Below are 25,044 nucleotides of genomic sequence, written 5' to 3'. Positions count from 1 at the left end.
TTCCACTTAGGGCGCTAAACTTGAAAGTGATACACGCGTATCTTTCTAGATGAGTGACGAGGTGATGGATGTACAAATGGATACTGTTTAGTGCGATGCTATCAGCAAATGCTTATGCGGTTGATTTCCAGCCTTACATTGTGAATGGTTCGGATACCAGCAGTGCCACTTACCCTTCTTTTGCTAGCCTTTTATATCAAAGCAGCACTCAACCTAGTAGCAACAGTTTTTGTGGGGCGAGTATCATCAATTCACAGTTTATTTTGACGGCAGCTCATTGTATCTACGGTAAAAAAGATACCATGCTTTATACGGTGGTCGTGCCTCAGTTGGATAATGTGGCCGATTTCCCCTATGGGAATATCCAGATATCGCGCGCGGCGGCTTTTTATTACCCCAGTACTTACATCAATTCGTCCAGCGCACTCTGGCGTGATGACATTGCGATTATCAAGCTCGAAACACCGCTCAATGTGGCGGACTATTCTGCGCTACTCAATACTCAGTTAAATAATGATTACCCTGCTGGCAATAATTACAAAGCGATTGGTCATGGCTACGTGGCGGGTAATGTCGCGAGTTCAAATACTCAGTTACAAGAAACGACCCTCACTTTTGTTAGTAATGCCGTCTGTAGCGCTTTCTATGGCTCGGCACTGACCTCAAAGCAGATCTGTTTTGATGGTGCGGTAAGCGGTGCTTATAAAAACTCCACCTGTTCTGGCGATTCCGGTGGGCCTGTCTATTGGTTTAATGGCTCGCAATACATTCAAATTGGTTTAACCAGCTTTGGGCCTTCACTATGTGGCGATACTAACCAACCGATCACCTCGGTATTTACGGAGCTTTATGATTATCAGAGCTGGATTCAGCGCGTTCTTACAGGGGCAGAGGTGCCTAAATATTATGTTGCCACTCAAAATGGGGTACGTGTTCTGATTGATACTCAAACTGTTGCCGCCCCTCAGGAGGAGAGCGGTGGCAGTTTGAGTATCCTAGGGTTGACTCTACTGCTGTTATTTCGCTTTCGGGCGCATAATAATTTTGGTTCGTCTGTTGTGGTGATTAAAAATTTGCTTGGCTCTCAACGTCATCTCTTGTGCGGTGATTCGGTTTGCCGTTTGCTCTATGTTAAACAACGCATCGATGCCGTACCCGTGCAGTGAATAACGTTGAATAAACCAATTCATCTGCTTGGGGTCGTCTTTGAGTGGTTTGAGATCGGCAATCAATTGTTTTGCTGCGGTGAGCGTTTCCTCTTCCGTTATTTCGACGGATAAACCGTCAATCAGCTTATCAATGGCTTGCTCTGCGGTATCGACATCATTGGATGAAATATCCACGCTAAATAGCCAATCGTTATGTGGTTCACTATCGGCTGAAACCGAAAAAGCATTGGGAGCGTAATCCAACCCTAGCTGTTCACGCACCTGACTCACCATGCGGCGGTTTGCCACACGCCACAACATATCATCCATGAAGATAGTAGTAGCCGATTTGTGTTCCGGGTCGTTACTGATCACTCTGGCAAGATAGGCACTGCTTTTTTCATCGTTGATCGCCATGTCGATTCGAGGCTGAAAGTCTGCGCGATAATCAATGCGATAATCGACCTCAGGTGCAGAGCTGAAGGTTAATGACGCTGCATAGGTACGCAATAGCGGTTTCAGTTCGGCAGGTTTAATGTCTGCGGTAATAAAGAGTTTAAAGCCTCTATTTTTCTTAAAGAGATCATCATGGGTTTGCATCAGTTGCTCAACACTCACCGTATTGATGTCCGATCCTTCGTATAACCAATGAGTGGTGTCCGGCAGATAGCTATTGCGATTAATGGCGAGCGCCATCTGGCCAATGGGTGAGCGAAGAAAAGTATCACGATTTTGCTTAAACTCTTGTTTTGTTAACTGCAGATGGCTGTCGTCGATGTTGATGGCTGTCATCGCCGTATAAAGGGCCGCAAACGCTTCGGCTAACTCATCTTTAGATGATTCAAGGCTGATACCATGCGACGTAAAGTCGATGTAGGGATTCAATATGATGCCGTGTCTTCTCAGGTGATTATCCAACTGAGAGCCGCTAAAGTTACCAATTCCACCGCGTATGGCACTCGGAATAAGCACTTCAGAAGCTTTACGCAAATCGGGCTCTAAGCTTGCTTTACCACCAAGGCTTGCCAAAGAGGCATACACTTTTTCCCCTGCGTTAGTGTCTCTGCGATACCACACTTCAACACCGTTACTTAGCGTCCAAGTGGTGATATCCATCGACTCTTGAAGTTGAGATTCTGACAAAATGGCACCTATTTGCGTAGGTGTCACAAAAGCTTGATTGACCTCTTGCAATAGCGGTGGCTGCCCTTTTTGGGCAAACAGGGTTTTGAGTGTTGGCAGTGTCGCGACGACGGATTCTTTGTCTTCACTTTTATCCAACCCAATATTGATCTGGTAGTCGCTAGACAATAATTTGCGAAGGTGTTCATCGATTATGGCATTGTTGGTGGTCGAGATAAATTCGGTTAACGTCGAACGTCGGTCTAAATGCGACTGGATCGGTTGATCCAACGTGCGCACCAGCGTTTTTTCTTCGACTAAATCTATCGCGGTGGCTTTTTGCCAATTGTTATCGAAGTTCGCTAGCATCTCTTGATACTGACGGAAAATCGCCTGAAACTCTTGCTCACTCACACCATGATCACGCAGTGCAGCAAGTGTGGAGAAGAAGAGATTTTGCGATGCTTCTCTTGAGTCCACAGGAAACCCGACCTCTGCAAACGAATAGCGCTGGGTTTCAAACGGGATAGTTTGGGAATAAATCCAAAGTGCCGGAAGGTTGGCGTCACTAAAATTGCTGGATAACCGCTGTTGTATCAGTTGCTGGGCGATATCATCGAGCCACCACTGGGCTTGTTGTTCACGGCTGGCTATTTTTTGCTCGCCACGGTCGATGAATAGGCTAATGTTCGGTGAGTCATTGGCACCAATGTAACCCACAAAATCTGTATTATTGGCCGTAATGCTGTGATTTCTAGTCGGCATTGGCGTGCTGCCTTTTTCCCAGCTCGCGAAGTGTTTTTCTATCAATGCCGTGGCTTGCTCTAATGTGATATTGCCGGCGATAACGATTTCGGTGAGCTGTGGCTGATACCAAGTGCGGTAAAAATCGGCAATCCCTTCGGCTGTCGCTTGGTTCACGCTTTCTTTGGTGCCCAAGGGATCATGTTGTGCATATAAAGTATTAGCAATCATGTGCTCATAAACGTTTTGAGCGTAGCTCTTCTCCTCTTTACGTGAAAAACGAAACTCACCCATGATCACGCGTTTTTCATTTTCAACCGATGTGGGAGTAAGCTCTATACCATCGGCAATATCTCTAAACCAGACCAGAGCTGGCTCTACCGCTTGGTTATCGGGTAAATCCAGTTTGTAAACCGTTTCTTGATAAGCAGTATAAGCATTGATGTCAGGGCCAAAACTGACACCTGATTGCTCAAAGGTTTTGATCGCATCATTTCCGGCATAATGAGCGCTGCCATTAAAAGCCATATGCTCAAGAAAATGAGCGTAGCCCTGTTGCTGATTGTTTTCTTGAAATGCGGCTGCGTGAACAATCAAGCGGATGGAAACGGGTTCTTTTTGATTGGGATAAATGTGGTATTTCATGCCATTGGCCAGCTCGGCGCTCGCCCAATAGGGATCTTCTTTGATCGGAGTGAACGCTTGATTTGAAGCACATCCCAACAGAAATAAGCAACTAACGAATAGTAGACGATATATTTTCATAACAACCTCGACATGTATTTGGTGGCAATATACGTCATGAGGTTTGAATTATTTTGGGGAATGTGACTATCAACTCAGGTTTTGAGAAAGAAGTTTCAATTTTTTCGTAACAATGAATGTTATTAATTACATTGTGTAATTTAAGTGTTAACAGAGTGATGTGGATTGAAACGAGTTTGACCACTATTACTACATTTTGCTCAATCTGGGATTGAATCTTTATACTTTTTATATGCCTATCCTTGGTTTTATACATTTTCTTTAAATCTATCTGATTACTATGAGGTGAGCATAGTTAGATAGGATGCCCATTTAGGGTAATATTGAAATGAAACAACCACAAAAAAGTACCGCTTCGCTTGCACTATTAGCCGTAGGTATCGTTTATGGCGATATTGGCACTAGCCCGTTATATGCACTAAAAGAGGTGTTTTTTAGTCACCACCCATTACCGATCAATTCATTGAATGTACTTGGCATCCTCTCTTTGGTGTTTTGGGCATTTGTGTTGATCGTCTCGGTGAAATATTTAATGCTCATCACTCGTGCGCATAAACATGGTGAAGGTGGTATTTTAACTTTATCAGCAATTGCTAGAGAGCATTGCCCAGATTCACTAAAGCCTTTGGTGTTATTACTTGGGTTATTAGCCACCGGGTTCTTTTTTGGTGAAGCGGTAATAACGCCGGCTATGTCAGTACTGTCTGCTGTGGAAGGTATCGCGGTGGTGGAGCAAGATTTCGCACCATTCGTGCTACCGATTGCAGTAGGAATTATCGTGATTCTGTTTGCAATTCAAGCATTAGGCACCGAACGTATTGGGCGATTTTTTGCGCCGGTAATGGTTATATGGTTTCTCTCGCTGGGCGTTTTAGGGTTTAACGCTATCATTGAGCAACCACAGGTATTAGTCGCAATCAATCCTTATTACGCGTTTCATTTTATCGCCGAACAGGGGGTAAATACGTTGATCATTCTTGGCGTCGTAGTGCTGTCAGTGACTGGCGTTGAAGCCTTGTATGCCGATATGGGACACATTGGTATTAAGCCAATCCGTCTTGCTTGGTTTATGATTGTGTTACCCAGTTTATTGCTTAACTATTTTGGGCAAGGGGCTTATCTGTTGGTTTCTCAAGGGGTTACAGGTCAAACCTTTTTTGGTTTAGTGCCTAGCCTGTGGCTATGGCCTGTGATTATTTTGGCTACCTTAGCGGCCGTGATTGCTTCACAAGCGGTGATTTCGGGGATCTTTTCATTAACTCGTCAAGCAATGAACTATGGTTATCTCCCGCCATTGAAAATTACCCATACGTCAGAGCACTCTCAAGGGCAAATTTATGTTCCAGCAGCCAATGTGTTGCTGTTTGTCGCTGTGCTGTTTGTGATGATGCGTTTCCAATCATCGGCTAACTTAGCCGCCGCTTATGGCATCGCCGTAACGGCGATCATGGCAATTTCGTCGTTACTGATAGTGATTGTGGCACGTTATTACTGGCAATGGCCGCGAGCACATGTTTGGTTGCTGGGGACGGTTTTTGTTAGCCTAGATGCCTTTCTCTTTACTTCAACTTCGACCAAATTGAGTGATGGTGGTTGGTTGCCGATTTCGCTAGGTGGTCTTATCTTTGCTGTGATGTCTATTTGGCAGCAGCAGAAGCAGCGTTTACTTGACGTGTCGGGCAGTGATTTGTCGCTTTCTGCCATGATTGCTTCTCTTGAAGGGGAAACATTTCGTCGTACTCAAGGTAATGCCGTCTACCTTTCGCGTGTCAGCCATCATGTCCCTCGCTCTTTGGTGCATAATTTGAAATACAATAAAACGCTTCATGAGCGTAATATATTGATGACGTTTCAGTATGAATCACAGCCTAAAGTGCATCCTTGTCGCCGAGCAGAGATCGAGCAGTTGTCAGAAACGTTTTGGCAAGTGATCATCCATACGGGCTATCAGGAAGTACCAGATATTGAACAAGTGATGCACTCCTGTTCGCTTAAAGGGCTGCATCTACATCCTAATGAGACTATTTTCTTGCTCTCTGCTGAGCGTATTCAGGCACAAAAAGTGGGCCTATGGCATGATTTCAAAGCGCGGTTATTTATCTTAATGAGCAAACATGCGCTGCGTACGGCAGAGCGGCTTAACATTCCTTCTGATCGTTTGATTGAGATGGGCGTCTATCGAGAAATTTAATGTCTTGATTGCATTGTGTTGCGGTTCAGCGCACCGACTCATTGAGCTTAAAGCAAGAACCATCAACTCACGTAGAAATAAGCCGTTTCTTTATCAAGGAACGGCTTGTTTCTTAGCAGGGTTAAGGTGTGTTATTCAACGTTTTTGCCAAGCGCTGCATACAGTGGCCAGTCACCTTGCTTAACCAGTGCCTTGGTGTATTCGGCGCTCTGCGCAAGATCATAATGGTGCTCAATGCATGGAGAATAAGCGACAACCAATGATGGCCCCTTATGTTCCCCAGCCGCTTGTAGCGTTTTGATCGTGTGGTTCATATTGGCCGCTAAAGCGATTCTTGCCACATAGATACCGGGCAGGTTTTGGTAAAGAGCAACCAAATCTTTGGTGGGATTTGGGTTGGGTAAACTACACAGTTTGGCTGTTTTTCCTTGTGGGGTTGATTTGGATTTTTGCCCACCAGTGTTGGCATAGCATTGAGTATCGAGTACTAAGATATTGATGTTTTCACCGCTGCGTAACACATGGTCAAGGCCGCCAAAACCGATGTCATAAGCCCAGCCATCGCCACCTATCAGCCATACCTGCTTTTCAATCAAATAATCAAGTAATAGCTTTAATTCGGCATGCGGAGTGTCTGACGTTAAGCTTGATTTTATCTTGCTCAGTTGTTGTCGACGCTCATCAACGTCAGTGAGTAACTCATTGCTGCCGTGAAGGGAGTGTTGAGCAAAGGCCGTTTGTGCTCGCGCCCCTAAGGCTTTGACGGCTAATCGCATTCCCAGCCCAAATTCCGCGTTATCTTCAAATAGGCTATTAGCCCATGCAGGTCCTCTTCCTTGGGCATCCTGGCTGTAGGGTGTTGTGGGCAAATTGCCACCAAAAATGGAAGAGCATCCAGTTGCATTGGCAATATAAAGTCGGTCACCAAATAATTGGGTCAAAATCCGAATATAAGGTGTTTCACCACACCCAGCGCAAGCATTAGGGTATTCGAAATAAGGCTCAACATGCTGGATGGTTTTGACATCAATACGACTCTGTTGGTGGATGTTTTGCATTGGCAGCGCATTAAACTGGGCAAACTGCTGCTGTTCTTGTTCATAACAAAGCGGCTTACTGATCATAGTCAACGCTTTCTGCTCAGGGTCGTGCTTATCTTTGGCTGGGCAAACTTGCGCGCAGAGTTGGCAGCCAGTGCAGTCATCGGGCGATACTTGCAATGCGTATTGCGCATCTTGTTGATGACGAGAGCGATAAGGCATGGTTTTAAGCGCGGTCGATGTTTGATGTGCTTCGTTGGGTTCGAACACCCGAGCACGAATTGCTGAGTGCGGACATATCGAGACACAGTAACCGCACTGAGTGCAGAGATCCGGATCCCAAACTGGTAATTGTTCGGAGATATCTCGTTTCTCTAAAGAAGAAGTATTGGTTGGCCAAATCCCGTCAGGAGGGTAGGCAGAGACAGGTAAATCTCCCCCTTTCCCAGCGAGTAACCATTCCACCAAAGAAGCGGGTTGGCTGCGCTCTTTGACCGCAAATGATGTTTGCGAGGTTTGTGCGTTGATGGTGAAAGGTGAGTCGTTTATCTCGTGCGCTGCTGCCTCAATGCACGCGAGGTTACGCTCGATAAGTGCGTCAGGTTTTCCTTGTAATTGCGTTTTGCACATTGCTTGCAGAACCAGCAAAGTTGCACGCTGTTGAGAAGGTTCTTGGCTTGGGCTGAGCAGTAAAGTCGCCGCTACTTGCATAGCGACGCTGGCTTTGTTTTTGAGTTGATGCTGAGCACTTAACTTATCGGCATCGATCGTCACCACTTTGATCTGTTTAGCTTGAATCGTCGATTGCAATGCAAATGGCAGAGAATCCCACAGTGCTTGCCCTGTAAGCGATGTGTTGATCAATAGTAGCGCGCGCTGACAAAATCGCTGCGTGATATCGATGTCTTTCAGTAGGCCTAATTGACTGAGCGAAATTAATCTGGCTTGTCGGATCGGGTACGGAGTTTGGATCGGTTGTTCGGAGAGTCGCAAGTGCGTCGTCGTAAGATTGCGTGATTTTTTCGAGTCGTACTCGAACTGAGCATTCACATACCAGTGGTTTTGCTTGCCAAGAGCTTTGAGCACGTTTTTTCCTGCCGAGATGCTACCATCACCACCGTAGCCGTACATCAACACCGTTTGCAGCGCTTCTTCTCGTTCAGGCTGTGAGGTAACGGGTAGGCTAAGATGAGTGACGTCATCATCGATTCCTACCACGAATTCTCTTTTCCGGCCGTGCTCATTTCGCATCATAGCGAAAATGTGCTGCGCATCTTCTGGAAAGAAAGCTTTTCCCGATAAACCATAACGGCCTCGGAATAACTCAATGGGTCGACCACTTTGGTAAATGGCATCAAGCACATCCAGATACAGCGGTTCACCGCTACTTCCGGGTTCTTTAGTGCGGTCCAACACACTGATCTGCTGTACCGATTCAGGCAAGGCGTTGAGTAATGCTTGAGTAGGAAAAGGGCGATAGAGATGAACGGTGACAACACCGACGCTCTCATCTGGCTTGCTTTGAACGTATTGGTTGAGTGTTTCACTGACCGAGCCAAGAGCGATGATTAGTCGTGTAGCTTGTGGATGGCCACAGTACTCTACTAAGTGATAGGCACGTCCAGTGAGCTGCGCAAACTCATCCATACAGGTTTGGACAACATCGGGTGCATGCTGTTGATAGCGGTTTTGCGCTTCGCGGCATTGAAAATAAGTATCTGGACCTGCCGTTGCTCCGCGTAAGGTTGGGCGATCGGGCGTTAAGGCGCGTTGACGAAATTCAAGTAATGCGCGATGGGGAAAAAGTTGCGCTACCTGCTCGGTGGTGAGCATGTCTATATTAGTTAAGGTATGAGAGGTGATAAATCCATCAAAAAAATGGACAAACGGTAACCGACTGCGCAGTGAAGCCATGGTCGATATCAACGCCATGTCTTGTGCTTGCTGACCGCTGCTTGCGCATAACATGGCAACGCCCGTTTGCCGAATCGACATCACATCTGAGTGGTCGCAAAAAATCGATAGGGCATGGGTTGCGACACTGCGCGCGGCGACATGGATCACGCACGGAGTCAGCTCTCCCACCAATTTATATAAAGTGGGGATCATCAATAATAATCCTTGCGAAGAAGTAAACGTCGTGGCTAATGCACCGCTCATGGCGCTGCCATGCACAACCGCAATGGTTCCCGCTTCAGATTGCATCTCAATTACCTCGGGTGTTTCCCCTAAGATATTGAGCTGATGTTTTGCCGACCATGCTTCACAGCACTCGGCCATGGTGGTACTTGGCGTTATCGGGTATACGGCAATCACTTCACTTAATTGATAGGCTATATTTGCTACCGCAGTATTAGCATCAGTAATCCAATTCATTACTCTGGAAACCTCTTGTGTTTATCGCAATCGTTGCGACTTACGTCTGAAGATGTATGATTCCGTCACTAAGGTGACAAAATCACGAGAAACAAAGATGGTTAAGACGCTAAACATGGCGCGAGTAAACGAGACACAACGGGTCATCTTATTGATATGCCTGTATGTGTTGGTTACTACGGTGGGCGTGATTTACCGAAAAAATATCTTAGAAACAGACATGGCAATGCTGTTTTTATTGCTCAACATTGTTAGTGCTTCACTACTTCGTCCACGCAATGCATACCTCATGACCATTATGGGCGTCATAGTGTATTACTACTTCTTATTGCCGGATTACAGTTCGTTCCGTTTCAAGAATGCACAGCATGTGATTACTTTTTCGGTGATGGTGTTCAGTGGGATGTTCGCGATCAATATAACACAGTCACAGAGAAAGCAAATACAGAAAAATAAGCACCTCCAGATGCGCCATAAGACCTATTATCAGCTTGCTTGCCACTTGTCGGCACTGCGAACCAGTGAGCAAATTGCGCAGGCGACCGTGCAGTTTCTTAATAAAGAGCTGAGCTTGCCGAGCGCGATTTTATCTGCTCACCCTCACTGGCATCTGCTTGCAAAAAACGATTCGTTTCCGTATGCCCAGCTAGAAGAATTTGATGGCCGTCATGTACCTGCGACCACCACCATCCACTGGCTTAAAGATCGAGAGACAGTATTGGGCGTATTAGCGGTTGAAAAAGATCAACAGGCCAAAGTTACCCCGTGGGTCATTTCATTACTCAGTTTGTCACTGGCACGTTCGCAAGCTAACCAAGCGCTTGCGGAAGTGGAAACGGCTAATCAATTAGAAACCATGCGTAGCACGTTATTAGCATCAGTATCTCATGATTTGAAAACACCATTAGGGACGATCATTGGCGTGGCAACGACGTTGACCGATGCGGGGTTGACGCTGGATCAAGAGGTGCAAGATGAGCTATTGAAATCGATCGCTGAGCAAGGTGAGCGGCTCAATCGTAGTTTAACAAAACTGCTTGATATCACGCGTTACACTAGCGCGGCCCTCGTACCTAAGTTGGATTGGGTCGAACCTGAAGAAGTGCTTGGCAGTGCACTGAGCCGTTTATCTCGACGATTGCGTCACCATCATGTGAATTTAAAAAGTGAACCAATGTTGGTTGAACTCGATAGTTTATTGATTGAACAGGTTATCTCTAACCTGATTGAAAATTCAGCCAAATATACACCTAAAGGAAGTGAGATAGAGATCCAGATAGAATACCGCGATGAGGCGTTTATTTTAACAGTAGCGGACAATGGCCCCGGTATTCCTGAGCAAGAATTAACCCGAATTTTTGAGCGTTTTTATCGCCTCAACCATACCCAAGTCGATGGCACAGGGCTTGGCTTAGCGATATGCCAAGTGATCGTCACCGCACATCACGGTACGATAGTTGCTCGCAACCGTGAAAGCCAAGGTGTTAGTTTTACCGTGGCGATACCATGCCGACTTTACGATTTAAAGGGACTGTATGAACAGTGAAATTAAAATCTTGATCATTGAAGATGAAGCACCGATTCAACGTTTTCTCAACGTGTTGATCAGCGGTTATCAGTATCAAGTCAAAACGGCTGGAACAGCAGAGCAAGGGGTAGCCTTAGTCGCAAACTGGAATCCGCATCTGATTTTATTGGATTTAGGCTTACCAGATATGGAAGGTATTGCACTCACCAAAGAGCTTCGGGGTTGGACGCAGACGCCAATCATTGTCATCTCGGCCCGTGATAAGGAATCAGATAAGGTTCAAGCACTTGATGCGGGAGCCAACGATTACTTGATTAAACCATTTGGTAGTGAAGAACTGCTAGCGCGAATACGTGTCGCGTTACGCCAACTGAGCCAACCTCAGCCTCAAGAGTCGGTTTGCTACCAATTCGGCCAGATAGTTGTCGACTTGGCATTTAAGCAAGTGACTAAAAGTGGTGAACCGTTAAAACTGACCAAAACCGAGTACAATATTTTAAAACTTTTGGTGAGAAATATGGGCAAGGTTTTGACTCATAAGCAAATTTTAAAAGAAGTGTGGGGCAGTAACTACATTGAACATCATCATTATGTTCGTATTCATGTTGCCCAGTTGCGTCATAAAGTGGAAGAAAATCCAGCCCAACCTAAACATATTATTACAGAAACAGGGGTAGGATATCGGTTGGTAGAAGGCGAATCAGACCAGTTTGCGGTTTAGGCTACTTTATAAAATCTTTATATCGAGCCTTGCTATCCATACAGCATCTATACGAAGCGCTTGTTAGACTCAATATCGGTTAAGTACTCAGGCAGAGCCAGCGTGAAATGTTAGTGGGATGTTTTGCGAGATATTGGATTAGTGAGCACGTAACAAATACACACATCTTTAGCCGTTTTGTAAGGAGCGCAAGCTTTTTACATTTATAATTAATTATTCTGTTTTAGGGCTCTTTTGAGCCCTTTTTTTATCTATTGTCAGCGTGGCTCGCTGCTATGCTCATTCGATTACAAACGCCACGGCCATTTGAACCGTGGCGTAAGGCCGCTATAATTGGCTTTCTTCACTGATACGAGGGGCTTTTTGCAGTGAACGTTTACGCATTAACCAACCCACTAGTACCGTTGAGATAGCGATCAACAGTGTCATCAGTGGTGCTAATATCAACGCATGATTGGCTATTTTGGCAAGCTTGTCGGGCAAAAGAGAAATACCTAAGCCTGAGCCGACCAAAAACAGAATCCACGCCAGCGCGCTCAGTGGTGAGACGAGCAGGAAGCGTGTTGGTGTTACTGCATTACGCAGCCCCATTACCATAGGCAGCAAAGAACGAACTACCGGCAGAAAGCGCCCCATGAACATGGCCAGTAGCCCATACCTTTGGATCAAGTTATCGGTAGTGCGCCACTGTTTTTCTGAGACTTTGTTGAGCCAAGTTGAGACTAATCGCCACTCTTTAAGTTGGTGGCCTTGATAAAAGGCGATCGCACTGCCCAGCCAACCAGCAAAAACCAGCACGCCAATAATGGCATACAGGTTGAGTACCCCAACGGCCGCAAGGCTACCACACAGTACAATCACACTATCGCAAGGCAGCGGCGCTGCTGGAATAAATGCACTTTCAACGAAGATAAGTAACCCAATGCAGAGGTAAAGTAACGACAGATCGACCTGTTGTAGCGCAAACAGATCTTGATGCCATAAGGCAGAGAAAATAGACAAAAAAGTATTCATAACAAGCTTCCTCAATCAGTAAATAGTAATAATTGGTCCGATTGAAAAAGGTGTTAAGCGTGGGCGAAGCGTGAATACAGGTTGGAAAATTGCAGTGCTTTACGCACAAAAACGTGAGTTGATTGACCTATATACAGAGAACAAATGACGACAAACGCAGTGGTACTGAGAATGTAAGAAAGTAGGGTAGTTTCTGCGCTCGTCTTTTCGTCGTCATCTGAGATTAACCGAAGCCCACTGACTCGTGGCGTTTCATGCCTTGTGGTTAATATCGCTGCATCACGATCAACAAAAAATAGATGACTGGAAAAACGAACATGCTGGATTGTCGTAGACTCACTCGCCGAAAAGCTTTGTGTAGCATTGAGGTTGAGCGAGGAGAACAGGCTCAATAAGCTAAACAAGAAGGCAAACATCAATGACTGGATCATAACTATCGCGAGGCTACTTAAACTGAGGGTGAGTATGCGGCGTGTCAGCGGTGCGTGTAAAGGAATTTTAGCCCTGGAAAAGCGTGAAAAAGTGAGCAGCGCTGCTGCTCACTCATGATGGTTAGATATTAATGATGCAAATTATATTGCTGCCGCGGTTGAGCTCTCGCTCGCTTTTGCGCGGTTTTTAAGGAAGGCGTAACCAAAGCCAGTCACCGCCGTACCAGCCGCAATCGCGATTAGGTACATCAGTACAGGTGTAATCGCATTTGGTATCAGTAGGACAAATAAGCCGCCGTGCGGAGCCATTAATTTCGCGCCAAACAACATAGACAGTGCACCCGTTAACGCGCCGCCTGCCATACAAGCTGGAATAACGCGCATTGGATCTTTCGCTGCAAATGGAATTGCCCCTTCAGAGATAAAGCATAAACCTAGTACAAATGAGGCTTTACCCGCTTCACGTTCACCGGCTTCGAATTTGTCTCTGGCAAGGAAAGTCGCAAGGCCCATACCTAACGCTGGCACCATACCCGCAGCCATAATAGCGGCCATTGGTGCGTAAGTTTGCGAAGCAAGTAGACCAACACCAAAGGTATACGCTGCTTTATTAATCGGCCCACCTAAGTCAAAGCACATCATCGCGCCTAGGATTACACCCAGAAGTACGGCGTTGGCTGAGCCCATGTTGTTTAAGAACTCAGTCATTGCAGCCATGATGCTCGATACAGGGCCACCGACGATATAAATCATCACCAAGCCAGTAAAGAGACTCGCCACAAATGGAATGATGAGGATTGGTTTTAGCGCTTCCATCGATTGAGGTAAGGAGACTTTATCTGCAATGAATTTAGCAGCGTAACCTGCAATGAAACCGGCCACAATACCGCCAAGAAAACCGGCTCCGGTAGAGCTTGCCAGCATCCCGCCAATCAAACCAGGAGCAAGCCCCGGACGGTCAGCAATCGAGAACGCAATAAAACCCGCCATGACAGGGATCATTAATGCAAAGGCTGAACCGCCACCAATGGTCATCAGCGCTGCCGCCAATGTGCCTTGCTCTTTAAACGCTTCAATACCAAACACAAAAGAGAGTGCGATGATCAAACCACCCGCGACTACGACAGGAAGCATGTGAGATACCCCAGTCATCAGGTGCTTGTACACCCCTTTTTTCTCTTCGGTTTGATTATTATTAGACGCTGACGATTGCGTATAAATAGACGCTTGGTTAAACGCGTTGGTGATCTCTTGCTCGGTTTTTTTCAGTGCAAGGCCAGTACTGGTTTTGTACAGTTTTTTGCCGTTGAAACGATCGAGTGGCACTTCGATATCGGCCGCAATGATCACCAAATCCGCATCAGCAATCTCTTGTGCCGTGAGTTGGTTTTTCGCGCCCACAGAACCCCGTGTTTCTACTTTGATCTGGTGGCCAAGGCGTTTTGCATGGTTTTCTAGCGCTTCTGCCGCCATAAAGGTGTGTGCAACACCCGTTGGACAAGCGGTGATAGCCACGATTTTTTTAGCAGCTTGCGTTACGACTGGCGCAGACACCGTTTTTGCCTCTTGCTCAGTTAGGATAGTCGCTGCACTTATCGCGCTGTTTAAAAAAGTAACGGGATCAGACGTGCAGGCTGAAATGTCACTTTGGTACACTTTTTTGCCGATAAAGCGGGTGGTATCTATTGGTGTATTACGAGCAATAACCACCACATCTGCGTTGTCGATTTCACTGCTAGAGAGCGTATGGCCTTGAATGATGCTGGAATGACATTCAACCACAGCGGTCCAATTGAGCGATTTTGCCGCTTGTTCAAGCAGCCCGGCAGCAATGATGCTGTTTGCAACGCCACTGGGGCATGCGGTAATAATAGCAATCTTCATAGTTACGACCTTCTGTCCTTATGAGTTAGCGCTTAAGCTAACGGGTTGTAATTGGATTTGTTGTTGTAGGGTTTCGAGTTGTTTTCGGTTTGACATACCCACGCCGACTTGCGTAACAGCTAACGCAGAGAGGGCAGTGGCAAAAGTAAGCAGTTCTGTTTTTTCCATCTGCTGCATGTGTCCCCAGCAAAGGCCCGCGACTAAAGTATCGCCTGCGCCAACAGTGCTAACGACCTGCATACGTGGTGGTTTTGCATGAAGCCATTGATGTTGGTTCAACCACATCACGCCATTTGCTCCCATCGACACCACGATATTTTCAATGCCTTTTTCGGCCAGTTGCGCGGCGGCAGCTTGGCATTGCTCAGGAGTGTGTAGTTCACGCCCCACAAATTGAGAAAGCTCTTCATCGTTTGGTTTAATCAACCAAGGCTTTGCGTCAAGACCCGCTTTGAGGGCATCACGACTACTATCAAACAGCACTTTTTTACCCATGAAGTGCAGTTTTTCGATCCACGAAGCACATAATGCTGGGGAGATGCCCTGTGGCAAGCTACCAGCGAGCACAAAATAGTCGTGATCAGCGGCTAATCTCTCGAGAGTGCGTTCGAACTGCTCAATGGCAAGCGGCGTCACTTCAACTCCGGGGAAATTGATGTCGCTCACTTCGCCCGATTTCTCCACCAATTTCACGTTAATACGGGTTGCACCATCAACACGAACAAACTCATCAATTGCGGCCATTTGATCAAATAGCTGACAGAACAACTCTTGGTTATCACGGCCAAGAAATCCGGTCACAGTCACCTTTGCACCGAGATCGCTCAGTACTTTCGCAACATTAACCCCTTTACCTGCGGCGTGAAGTGAACCTTGTTTGACTAGGCTCACTGAGCCAACATTCAGCACATCCAAGCTACCTGTTAAATCAAGCGCTGGGTTGAGCGTGATAGTGACGACTTTATTTGTCATGACTTAATCCTCACCCTTCACCTAGACCAGAAGCAATCGCTTTACCGATCGATTCTAATGCTTGCTCGGCGTCTGGCCCCTCAGCTGAAAACTGAAGCTGGTGGCCATGTTTTACGCCCAGCGCAATGACTTTCATCAGGCTTTTCGCGTTGGCTGTTTTTCCGTCGCCATCTAAGTTAGACACTTTGATATTGGCTTCAAATTTCTTCGCTTCGGCCACCAACATCGCTCCTGGACGAGCGTGCAGACCATGTGCGTTTTTGATTTTGAATACCGCAACCTTGCTTGCTGCGCTCTCATCTTTTGCCGGAGCTTGTTCATTGTCATTGCTGAAGAAAGCCAATAATTGGGCAGCATTCGCATTGAGTAAGGTTTCTTGCTGCTGCTGAAGCACAAGCTGCGTGAGCTTATCCAGAATGTTTTGGTGGGCATTATTACAAGCGGCAATCGCGATCAAGGCTTTGACGTTGAGTTGATTGTATTCACACGCATTGGCGGTTGACACAAACGAAATGCCCGTGCGTTTGACCGCTTTGTCACTGCTGATTAACCACAATCCCTTGCCTAGGTGGGTTGGCTCTTTCGTGACCAGTTCGGCAACAAATTCATTGTCAGCACAGCCGGTATTGCGTAGCAAACCGCCAGCGACGGCGCTCATCTGTACCATATCACTGGCAGGGAAAAGCAGTTGGATCAACGAAGCATCAAAATCAGGCTCAAATTGCACTTCGCCATTGAGGAGTGCAATGACATCATTGGCACTGGACGCTTGTTTCAGTTTCTCTTCAACGCCATCGGCGGACAACACTTGCGTCAGTTGCTTCAGAATGCCCAAATGTTCATCGGATTTCGCTGCAATACCAATCGCGACATAAACGGTTGCGTCGTTACCCCAGTCAACGCCGTTGGGGAAGTGGTGAACAGCAATACCCGTTTGCTTAACCAGTTGACGTGTATCGGTTGTACCGTGTGGGATCGCGATACCATTACCAAGAAAGGTCGAATTCTGAGCTTCACGGTTAAGCATGCCATCGACATAACCTGCTTCGATGAACCCTTTGTTGGTTAGATCAGCTGCGATAGCTCGAATCGCCTCTTGCTTGTTCGTGGGTGATTGGCCCAAAGTAATATTGTTGGAATTGAGTTGCAGCATTTTGGCCTCTTTGCCTTACGGCTTAATTCGTTATCACTTTGAAGTATAGATTTCACCTAAGTGATAGTTTATTAATATGACTTATTCAAGCTGAATCGTTTCAGCTTTTTTCCCAAAAAAATTCAGCAAACCTATTTTTGACGAAAAATGGCGCTGTTCAACTTATTACTCGCACTGCTCATTTTTATAACACTCACATTTGGTGATCTTTGATGAAGTGATGGTCAAATGTAGCCTTAGTTATCATTTTGTAATTTTGCTGAATCCTTTCAGCTTTTATACTGAATCGATTCAGCGTATAATTCAACTTCATCAAGGATCAAAAAATGAGTTCTATGATCCGACGCACAGAACAAGAGTGGTTGATATGACACTAGATGAGATAGCGAAGTTAGCGGGAGTCTCTAAAACCACCGCCAGTTATGTAATCAATGGCAAAGCGCAGAAGTACCGCATTAGTGAAAAAACCCAGCAGAAAGTGATGGCCGTGGTGGATGCTCATAATTACCGTCCCGATCACGCCGCTTCTGCTTTGCGAGCAGGAAATAGCCGCTCTTTTGGGCTCATCATCCCTGATCTTGAGAACACCAGTTACGCGCGTCTTGCTAAATTGTTAGAACAGAACTCTCGCCAAGCGGGTTACCAAATTCTCATCGCCTGTTCGGACGATGACCCGCATACCGAGATGTCGGTGGTGGATGCCTTGGTCTCACGCCGCATCGATGCGCTATTTGTCGCCAGCGCGATTCCTCACGCCAGTGAGTTTTATCTCAAGTTGCAACATTCAGGCACTCCGGTTATTGCGATTGACCGTCCGTTAGATGATGAATTTTTCGCCTGTGTGATCAGTGAAGATTTCAACGCCGCGTTTGAATTGACTCACTCTCTATTAACGCCGGAGATTAAAACCGTTGGTTTGGTCGGTGCATTACCAGAGCTTAATATTTCGCAAGAGCGCCAGTTGGGTTTTGAAGCCGCGTTAAGAGCGAAAACTGTGCACAGTGTTATCGGTTATGGCGCGCACTTTAATCGAGAAGAGGGCAAACGAGTGGTGAATGAATGGATCGCCAATAACAGTATGCCAGATGCGATCGTCGCGACTTCTTACACTCTGCTTGAAGGGATTTTAGATGTATTGTTTGAAAACCCAAGCTTGATGAATCGTGTGAAGTTATCGACATTTGGTGATAATCGTTTACTTGATTTCTTGCCGATTAAAATCAACTCGTTGCCGCAGCAGTTTGAATTGATTGCCGACAGCGCACTCGCGTTGGCACTCAACGCTTCGGCAAAACGTTATCAAGCTGGGATCGAATTGGTGCCTCGTAAACTGAAAGTTCGTATCTATTGATGGTCACTTTTTAGCTTAATTTTTATAAAGTCATCAAGAAGATTCACGTAACCTAAGCTCTGTTTTTCTCGATCTTACGTCGCTTTTCTTGGTTAATCGCGTATTATGAAGCACTTTGATTTTCGGTATTTTTAGGGTTGGAATGAAGTTTCTTCACACCTCTGACTGGCATCTCGGTCGACAATTTCACAACGTTTCTTTATTGGATGATCAGCGCGCAGTACTCAATCAGTTGATTGAGTATCTGCAGTGTAATCGGGTGGATGCTTTAATCGTCGCCGGAGATATCTACGATCGTTCAGTTCCACCGACGGCAGCCATTGAATTGATGGATGATATAGTCAACCGCGTGTGCAACGAGCTTTCCATCCCCTTAATTATGATCCCCGGTAACCACGACGGCGCGAAGCGTTTAGGCTTTGCGGCCAAGCAGATGCAACACTCGGGCTTGCACATTATTAGCAATTTTGAACAGATGATGCAGCCTGTGGTACTAAAATCAGCCATTGCTGGTGAAGTGGCATTTTATGGTATGCCTTATAACGACCCTGAAGTCGTTCGCCACCACTTTGGAGAGGCCGTAACCAGTCATGATGAAGCCCATCAATACCTCATTAAGCAGATTACATCGCAGTGGGATTCGTCACAACGTCACGTTATGATTAGCCACTGCTTTGTTGATGGCGCTATCGAATCTGACTCTGAACGTCCTTTGTCCATTGGCGGCTCTGATCGTGTCAGTCATCAGCACTTTGTGCCCTTTGACTATGTTGCGCTCGGCCATCTGCACCAACCGCAGAAAAAAGGGGAAGAGTATATCCGTTACTCTGGCTCTCTAATGAAATACAGCTTTTCAGAGCAGCACCACAAGAAAGGAGCGACCTTGGTTGAATTTGATGAACAAGGTTTTGTCAGCGCCACGCATGTGCCACTGACTGCTCCTCATAGTATGCGTATTATTGAAGGTGAGTTGCTGGAGATCATCGAGCAAGGCAAAACAGACCCACACAACCACGATTATCTGTTAGTTCGTCTTACCGACAAACACGCGATACTGGACCCGATGGAAAAACTGCGTCAATCCTACCCCAACGTACTGCATTTAGAAAAACCGGGCATGTTGGTGGGAGTTGATCAAACAATGGGGCGTGCACGTTTGGCACGCGGTGAGGTGGATATGTTCCGCGATTTTTTCTTAGAAGCTAAGCAAGAAGCGTTAACCGCAGCGCAAGAGCAAGCGGTGATCGACGTCATTCAAGCCCTAAAGCCGGGGGCCCAAGCCTAATGCGTCCAATAAAATTGACTCTGCAAGCATTTGGCCCCTTTGCTCATAAAGAAGTGGTGGATTTTACCGCCTTGGGAGCCTCACCGCTATTTTTGATTAATGGTCCAACCGGAGCGGGCAAAAGTTCACTGCTCGATGCCATTTGCTACGCTTTGTATGGTGAAACGACAGGCAGTGAGCGTACTGGTGATCAAATGCGCTGCGACTACGCGGACCCGCACACGCTCACCGAAATCAGCTACCAGTTTGAGCTTGGCGGGCGAATCTACCAAGTTGATCGCTCGCCCGACCAAGAAGTGCCGAAAAAACGCGGTGAAGGCTCAACAAAAAAATCTCATGCCGCGAGCTTGTTTAAATGGGTCGATGGCGAAATGAAATTGCTTGCTAACAAACCCAATCCCGTCGGTAAAGCAATGGTGGAATTGATCGGTTTAGATGTAAAACAGTTTCGCCAAGTGATGGTCATCCCCCAAGGGAAATTTCGTGAATTACTGACTGCCAACTCCAAAGAGCGGGAGCAAATCTTTGGTCAGTTGTTTCAAACTCACATTTATAGCCAAATTGAACGAGCGCTGTTTGAGAAAGCGGCGGGGATCCGCAAAGCGAAAGAAGAATTTGATCACCAAATTAAAGGCGCATTGGACGTCGTGAACGCAACTAGCGAGTCACACCTTGAAGCGTGCATTGCTGAGCTGTCACCCCAATTAACGGCCGCTCACGCAGCGTACCTAGATGTCCAGCAAAGGTTTGATGCAGCGAGCAGCGAGCAAAAAGCGGCGCAAACCCTTGCTAAACAATTTCAAGAGCAGCGTCAACTCGTGCAACTTAAAGCCGATCATGATGCACAATCGTCAGTCATCGATGCGGTAAAAGCTCAAAGGCATCAAGCCTTGCAAGCTACGCGCTTAGATTCACCCTATTACGAATTACAATCGTCACAACGTCAGTTAGAAGCGGCCAACCAAGTAAAAGTCGAAAAAGAACAAGCGCTTACACAGTCACAACAGCAGTGGCAACAAGCTAAAGCGGCTCAAGAAGACGCGGCAGAAAAAGTCAAAATAGTGCCGAATCTGATGCAACAAATTTATGACTTAAACCTAATCAAAACTAAGCTTGTTGAGCGAGAACATCATCAAAAAGCGCTGCAACAAGCCTTACGTGAAGTGGAGCTCGCGACGCAAAATCGCCACAACTTGCGCACCGCTGTTGAGCAGTTTGAGCAGCAAATTATGCTTAAGCGTCAAGAGTGCGAAAGAGTTAGCCAGCAGTTGGCTGAGTTAAAAGGCCAGCGCTTAGAGCTTGAAACCATCAAACAGCAGATTGATCGCTTATTAAAGCTGCAGCAGCTTGAACAGCGTTTAGCCACAGAGCAAGCTGCACTGAGCCATAGTCAGCAGCAGTTTGATTTGGCACAGCGCGCAACATTGGACGCGAAACAGCAAGCCGATAAATTAGAGCTGATTTGGCACACCAACCAAGCCGCCGAGCTGGCTCGAACCTTGGAGCAAGGCGACGAGTGCCCGGTGTGTGGCAGTTGCGATCATCCTAAATTAGCGCGTTATGCCGGAGAAACGGTGACTAAGGCGCAAGTGCAGCAGGCAAGAGCGATACAGCAAAACAAACTGGCCACAGAGCAAGAAACGCTAAAACAGCAACAGCAACGAGCGACCCAATACGCACGGCTTGAACAAGAGATGGCAAGTTTGAGTGAGTCACTATCTGGAAATACGCAAAGTTTAGTGCAACTGCAGCAAGCTCAAAGCGATCTTGAACATTCCATTGCTCATCTTGAATCGCTCAATCCAGAGCAATTAGTTCAACAATTGGCAAAATTAGAACTGCAGTTAGCACAAGCTAAGCAAAATGCTGAAACGCAGCAGCATAAAGTCGAACAGGCCACCCTGACGGTTGCCAAAGAGCAGACCGAAGTTTCTGCCTTAAGCCAAGGGATCCCGGAGTCGTATCAAGACAGTTTGCATTTGAACGAATCTTTAACCCAGTTAGAGCTGCAATTGGCTAATCTCAACCGTTTAGATGCGGAAACCAAAGCGCGCTTCAATCAAGCGAACGCCGATTTTTCTGGTGCGAAAGCGGCGTTGGCGGCGGCGGTCGAACACCAGATACATTGGCAAAATGCGTTTACGCAGTCACAGCAGCAGTGGCACAGTGCGCTGATTGAGAGCCAGTTCGACGATACTGAGCACTATTTACAGGCGCGTTTATCTTCGCAGCAGATCGAGCAGCTTGAAAAGCAGATCAAACAATTTGACGAAAGAAGTACGACGTTAAACGCCCAGCTTCAAACATTAGCCAGTGAGCTGAGTGAAAAAAGTGAGCCCAATCTTGCTGAGTATGCAAGCGCGGTCGAGGCTGTAGCCATGTTACAGCAAAGCGCATTGGATCAATGGAGCACGTTACGGTCTAAAATGGATGCCTTAACCAGTGTGAAAGAAAAAATCGCTATTTTACATATAAAAAATGAAGCCTTAGAGCAAGAGTACCAAGTATTTGGGACTTTGAGCGATATCGCCAACGGCAAAACAGGCGCTAAAGTGAGTTTACACCGCTTTGTTCTTGGCGTGCTGTTAGATGATGTGCTGATCCAAGCCTCAATGAGGCTGCAGATCATGAGTAAGGGGCGTTACCTGCTCAAGCGTAAAGAAGATCGCGCCAAAGGTAATGTGGGTTCAGGGCTTGATCTGATGGTCGAAGATGGCTACACCGGAAAATGGCGAGATGTGGCGACCTTGTCTGGTGGTGAATCTTTTATGGCGGCGTTGTCATTGGCGCTGGGTTTATCGGATGTGGTGCAATCATATAGCGGCGGTATTAAACTGGATACACTGTTCATCGATGAAGGTTTTGGCAGTTTAGATCCTGAGTCATTGGACTTGGCGATTCAAACCCTTGTCGACTTACAACAAGGAGGCCGAACGATCGGCATCATTTCTCACGTGAGAGAGCTGAAAGAGCAAATAGCCTTACGCATTGATGTCGATGTGGCGAGAAATAACGGCAGCTCAATAAGACTTGTTGCATAATGAATGGGAATGTGGTCTATCTTGTGCTAGTTATTAATAGGTATGGCGTGATGAGTGTAACTGACTTCGACGCTTTCAAAAAAACAGGTTATGCACAATCAGGTTATGCACAATTATGATTATAAAAATGAATGTATCAGTTTGGTAAGGTTACATGGACGTAGTAAAAAAAATATACCAGTACGCTGAGCCGAACCTCACCCTTGTGGGATGGATGGGGTTCATTGGTTTTCCCCTTTATTATTACGTGTGGACTTATCTCTTTCCACAACCTTATGAAAGTATGGAGTTACGGGCGATTTGCGCCATTTTATTTGCGGGGATTATTTTTCGCAATTCAACGCCGAAACATTTACAGCACTACTTACCTTACTATTACTTGTTTTCAATAGGATTTTGTTTGCCATTCTTTTTTGGCTACATGATGCTGATGAACGATTGGTCAACGATCTGGGCGATGTCGTTCATGGCGTCTATTTTCCTCCATATCCTCTTAGTCCACGAAACAAAAGTCATGCTGATTCAAGCCGCCATTGCATTAGCATGTGCTTACTTTGTGACTTATGGCGTAATGGACGCGGAACTGCGAGTGATGGTGGAATGGCCGTACGTACCGATTTTTCTATTTACTTACATTTTTGGCAACCTGTTTTATTTTCGTAACCAAATTGAACATGAAGCGAAGGTGTCGATTGCCAAGTCTTTTGGCGCAGGGATTGCGCATGAAATGAGAAATCCATTAAGTGCGTTAAAAGCGTCAATTGAAGTAATGGGTTCAGTATTGCCCAATCCTACGGCATACAAATCAGAATCTTATACGCTACCGTCTAAAGATTTAGAGCTGATTGCTGGGCTATTAAGAGATGCTGATGAAGTCATTCGCTCCGGTAATGAGACCATTGATTTGCTGTTAACCTCGATTGATCAAAATAGGGTCTCAACATCGACCTTTAAAAAGCATGCTGTAAAGCCTGTTATAGAAGAGGCACTGCGCAGTTTTTCTTATAAAAGACCAGAAGACAGGCAGGCAGTGACTCTTAAGGTGGTGGATGACTTTGATTTTTTAGGCAGCAGTACACTGTTAAAATACGTGCTCTACAATCTACTCAAGAATGCGTTCTACTATCAAAATAACGATATGTTTAATATCCATATCACCTTGAAATCAAGTGAGAATTGCCACCAAATTACAGTGAAAGACAATGGTGTTGGTATTGAACCTCATTTGCTGGACGATATTTTTAAAGACTTTTATACCTTTGGTAAAAATGGCAGCTATGGTCTGGGGTTACCCTTTTGCCGTAAAGTAATGCATGCTTTTGGAGGGGATATTATCTGCCGTTCTGAACTTGGAGAGTGGACGGAGTTTACCTTAACGTTTCCCGAGTATGATTCGCAAGCCGTTGCTAATATTAAACTCGATCTAATGAAGGCGAAATCTCTGCTTTATATTGGCAAAACGAGCATAGTGAATCGTTATCTCAGTGAGAAATCGTTCTATCTTGGTTTCCAGCTTAATGTCTTAGAGCCTGAGAGTGCTTTGCGTCGAGAAGAGTTTGAATTTGAGTTTGATCTGATCTTTGTGGATCTGCAAACGTTGGATGAAACGCCGGATTACTTAACCAAACTGGAACCTAAACTGCATTTTACACAAGCAAAAGTTTGCTATTTATATGACCAAAATCAGCGTTACGCGCTGACGATGGAGCGTCATTTAACCATTTACCCAATTGAAAAGCACAAATTGTTATTGGATGGATCGGCGATTATTGATGAACTACTCTTTGAAACGGAAGAGCTTATTGCCGATAAAAATGTTATCCCGTTAAAACAATATGATTATGAAAAACGAATTTTGTTGGTCGATGATAACCACTCCTTACGTAGTTTCACCGCTCTGTTGCTAGAAAAGCAAGGGTATGAAGTACTGCAAGCGAGCGATGGGGAATTAGCATTACAAATGTTGGCCAATAATTCAATTGACTTGGTGTTAATGGATATTGAAATGCCGATTATGGATGGTATTTCGGCCACTTTATCTATCCGTTCATCCACCGCTTCTTACAGTAAAGTGCCTATTATTGGGCACACGGGTGACAATAGCCCTTCAACGATAGAAAAAATCCGTACATCAGGAATGAATGATTACGTTTTAAAACCAGCGGATAAAACGCTATTGTTAAAAAAATTAAGTCACTGGATTTAATAACCCTAGGTAAACCCTAGGGTTATTCCTTACCTTATCCTTCTTATTTGAGATTGCACCATTGGTTTAGTA

14 protein-coding genes and 1 pseudogene are annotated in these 25,044 nt (G+C 45.9%); 8 read left to right on the top strand and 7 right to left on the bottom strand.

Annotation, left to right across the window (positions count from 1 at the left end; translation table 11 throughout):
* Positions 1-68: 68 nt before the first annotated feature.
* Entirely contained in the window at positions 69-1,166 is a 1,098-nt protein-coding gene (locus tag AACV12_RS16030; protein WP_249371371.1) for a S1 family peptidase, read from the top strand.
* A gap of 75 nt (positions 1,167-1,241) precedes the next feature.
* Here AACV12_RS16030 and AACV12_RS16025 read toward each other — a convergent pair.
* A pseudogene (locus tag AACV12_RS16025) lies at positions 1,242-3,659 on the bottom strand (M16 family metallopeptidase); the annotation flags it as partial.
* Positions 3,660-4,107: 448 nt separating this feature from the next.
* On the opposite strand from AACV12_RS16025, the gene AACV12_RS16020 reads away from it, so the two are divergent.
* Positions 4,108-5,970 carry a potassium transporter Kup gene (locus AACV12_RS16020; RefSeq protein WP_094164440.1) on the top strand — a complete coding sequence of 621 codons (1,863 nt, stop codon included), beginning with the start codon at positions 4,108-4,110 and terminating at the stop codon, positions 5,968-5,970.
* Between the two features lie 131 nt (positions 5,971-6,101).
* Here AACV12_RS16020 and nifJ read toward each other — a convergent pair whose 3' ends face one another.
* Positions 6,102-9,386 carry a pyruvate:ferredoxin (flavodoxin) oxidoreductase gene (gene nifJ, locus AACV12_RS16015; protein WP_170900864.1) on the bottom strand — a complete coding sequence of 1,095 codons (3,285 nt, stop codon included), beginning with the start codon at positions 9,384-9,386 and terminating at the stop codon, positions 6,102-6,104.
* A 115-nt stretch (positions 9,387-9,501) separates the two neighbouring features.
* Here nifJ and AACV12_RS16010 point away from each other — a divergent pair, with 115 nt between their 5' ends.
* Together AACV12_RS16010 and AACV12_RS16005 are read left to right on the top strand one after the other, a co-directional pair.
* A complete protein-coding gene (locus AACV12_RS16010; RefSeq protein ID WP_094126850.1) occupies positions 9,502-10,932 on the top strand; it encodes a sensor histidine kinase in 1,431 nt (476 codons plus the stop codon).
* A complete protein-coding gene (locus AACV12_RS16005) occupies positions 10,922-11,635 on the top strand; it encodes a response regulator (protein WP_094148021.1) in 714 nt (237 codons plus the stop codon). The genes AACV12_RS16010 and AACV12_RS16005 overlap by 11 nt, the downstream gene beginning before the upstream one ends.
* Before the next feature lie 327 nt (positions 11,636-11,962).
* Here the strand turns inward: AACV12_RS16005 and AACV12_RS16000 are convergent, their stop codons facing one another.
* The 5 genes from AACV12_RS16000 to fruB all read right to left on the bottom strand — a co-directional run bounded on the left by AACV12_RS16000 (position 11,963) and on the right by fruB (position 17,089).
* Positions 11,963-12,649 (bottom strand): DedA family protein, encoded by a 687-nt coding sequence (locus AACV12_RS16000; protein ID WP_026027215.1) that lies wholly within the window; start codon positions 12,647-12,649, stop codon positions 11,963-11,965.
* Positions 12,650-12,702: 53 nt separating this feature from the next.
* A complete protein-coding gene (locus AACV12_RS15995; RefSeq protein ID WP_231140440.1) occupies positions 12,703-13,080 on the bottom strand; it encodes a hypothetical protein in 378 nt (125 codons plus the stop codon).
* Between the two features lie 141 nt (positions 13,081-13,221).
* Positions 13,222-14,964: a PTS fructose transporter subunit IIBC gene (fruA, locus tag AACV12_RS15990; protein ID WP_017050018.1), complete on the bottom strand. Its 1,743-nt coding sequence runs from the start codon at positions 14,962-14,964 to the stop codon at positions 13,222-13,224.
* Between the two features lie 18 nt (positions 14,965-14,982).
* Complete coding sequence (gene pfkB / locus AACV12_RS15985) at positions 14,983-15,936, bottom strand: 1-phosphofructokinase (protein WP_017050019.1); 954 nt, start codon at positions 15,934-15,936, stop codon at positions 14,983-14,985.
* Positions 15,937-15,946: 10 nt separating this feature from the next.
* Positions 15,947-17,089, bottom strand: coding sequence for a fused PTS fructose transporter subunit IIA/HPr protein (gene fruB / locus AACV12_RS15980; RefSeq protein WP_170900862.1), 1,143 nt, complete (start codon positions 17,087-17,089; stop codon positions 15,947-15,949).
* Between the two features lie 220 nt (positions 17,090-17,309).
* On the opposite strand from fruB, the gene cra reads away from it, so the two are divergent.
* From cra to AACV12_RS15960, 4 genes are all read left to right on the top strand, one after another.
* Positions 17,310-18,440: a catabolite repressor/activator gene (gene cra / locus AACV12_RS15975; protein WP_170900860.1), complete on the top strand. Its 1,131-nt coding sequence runs from the start codon at positions 17,310-17,312 to the stop codon at positions 18,438-18,440.
* 142 nt (positions 18,441-18,582) lie between these two features.
* A complete protein-coding gene (locus AACV12_RS15970) occupies positions 18,583-19,725 on the top strand; it encodes an exonuclease SbcCD subunit D (protein ID WP_170900858.1) in 1,143 nt (380 codons plus the stop codon).
* The gene (locus AACV12_RS15965; protein WP_170900856.1) at positions 19,725-22,766 is read left to right on the top strand and encodes an AAA family ATPase; all 3,042 of its coding nucleotides are present in this window, start codon (positions 19,725-19,727) and stop codon (positions 22,764-22,766) included. The genes AACV12_RS15970 and AACV12_RS15965 overlap by 1 nt, the downstream gene beginning before the upstream one ends.
* A gap of 154 nt (positions 22,767-22,920) precedes the next feature.
* Positions 22,921-24,972 (top strand): ATP-binding response regulator, encoded by a 2,052-nt coding sequence (locus tag AACV12_RS15960; RefSeq protein WP_017045355.1) that lies wholly within the window; start codon positions 22,921-22,923, stop codon positions 24,970-24,972.
* Positions 24,973-25,044 lie beyond the last annotated feature (72 nt).

Origin of the sequence: Vibrio sp. 2-2(8) (assembly GCF_963888495.1) — a bacterium.
GTDB classification, from domain to species: Bacteria; Pseudomonadota; Gammaproteobacteria; order Enterobacterales; family Vibrionaceae; genus Vibrio; species Vibrio anguillarum.
This window is presented reverse-complemented; position numbering and strand designations above follow the sequence as displayed.

Coding starts and splice junctions, on each gene's coding strand:
- AACV12_RS16000 (WP_026027215.1), bottom strand. CDS start 12,649: ATGAATACTTTTTTGTCTATTTTCTCTGCCTTATGGCATCAAGATCTG.
- AACV12_RS16005 (WP_094148021.1), top strand. CDS start 10,922: ATGAACAGTGAAATTAAAATCTTGATCATTGAAGATGAAGCACCGATT.
- pfkB (WP_017050019.1), bottom strand. CDS start 15,936: ATGACAAATAAAGTCGTCACTATCACGCTCAACCCAGCGCTTGATTTA.
- fruA (WP_017050018.1), bottom strand. CDS start 14,964: ATGAAGATTGCTATTATTACCGCATGCCCCAGTGGCGTTGCAAACAGC.
- AACV12_RS15995 (WP_231140440.1), bottom strand. CDS start 13,080: ATGATCCAGTCATTGATGTTTGCCTTCTTGTTTAGCTTATTGAGCCTG.
- AACV12_RS15970 (WP_170900858.1), top strand. CDS start 18,583: ATGAAGTTTCTTCACACCTCTGACTGGCATCTCGGTCGACAATTTCAC.
- fruB (WP_170900862.1), bottom strand. CDS start 17,089: ATGCTGCAACTCAATTCCAACAATATTACTTTGGGCCAATCACCCACG.
- nifJ (WP_170900864.1), bottom strand. CDS start 9,386: ATGAATTGGATTACTGATGCTAATACTGCGGTAGCAAATATAGCCTAT.
- AACV12_RS15965 (WP_170900856.1), top strand. CDS start 19,725: ATGCGTCCAATAAAATTGACTCTGCAAGCATTTGGCCCCTTTGCTCAT.
- AACV12_RS16010 (WP_094126850.1), top strand. CDS start 9,502: ATGGCGCGAGTAAACGAGACACAACGGGTCATCTTATTGATATGCCTG.
- AACV12_RS16020 (WP_094164440.1), top strand. CDS start 4,108: ATGAAACAACCACAAAAAAGTACCGCTTCGCTTGCACTATTAGCCGTA.
- AACV12_RS15960 (WP_017045355.1), top strand. CDS start 22,921: ATGGACGTAGTAAAAAAAATATACCAGTACGCTGAGCCGAACCTCACC.
- cra (WP_170900860.1), top strand. CDS start 17,310: ATGGTCAAATGTAGCCTTAGTTATCATTTTGTAATTTTGCTGAATCCT.
- AACV12_RS16030 (WP_249371371.1), top strand. CDS start 69: ATGTACAAATGGATACTGTTTAGTGCGATGCTATCAGCAAATGCTTAT.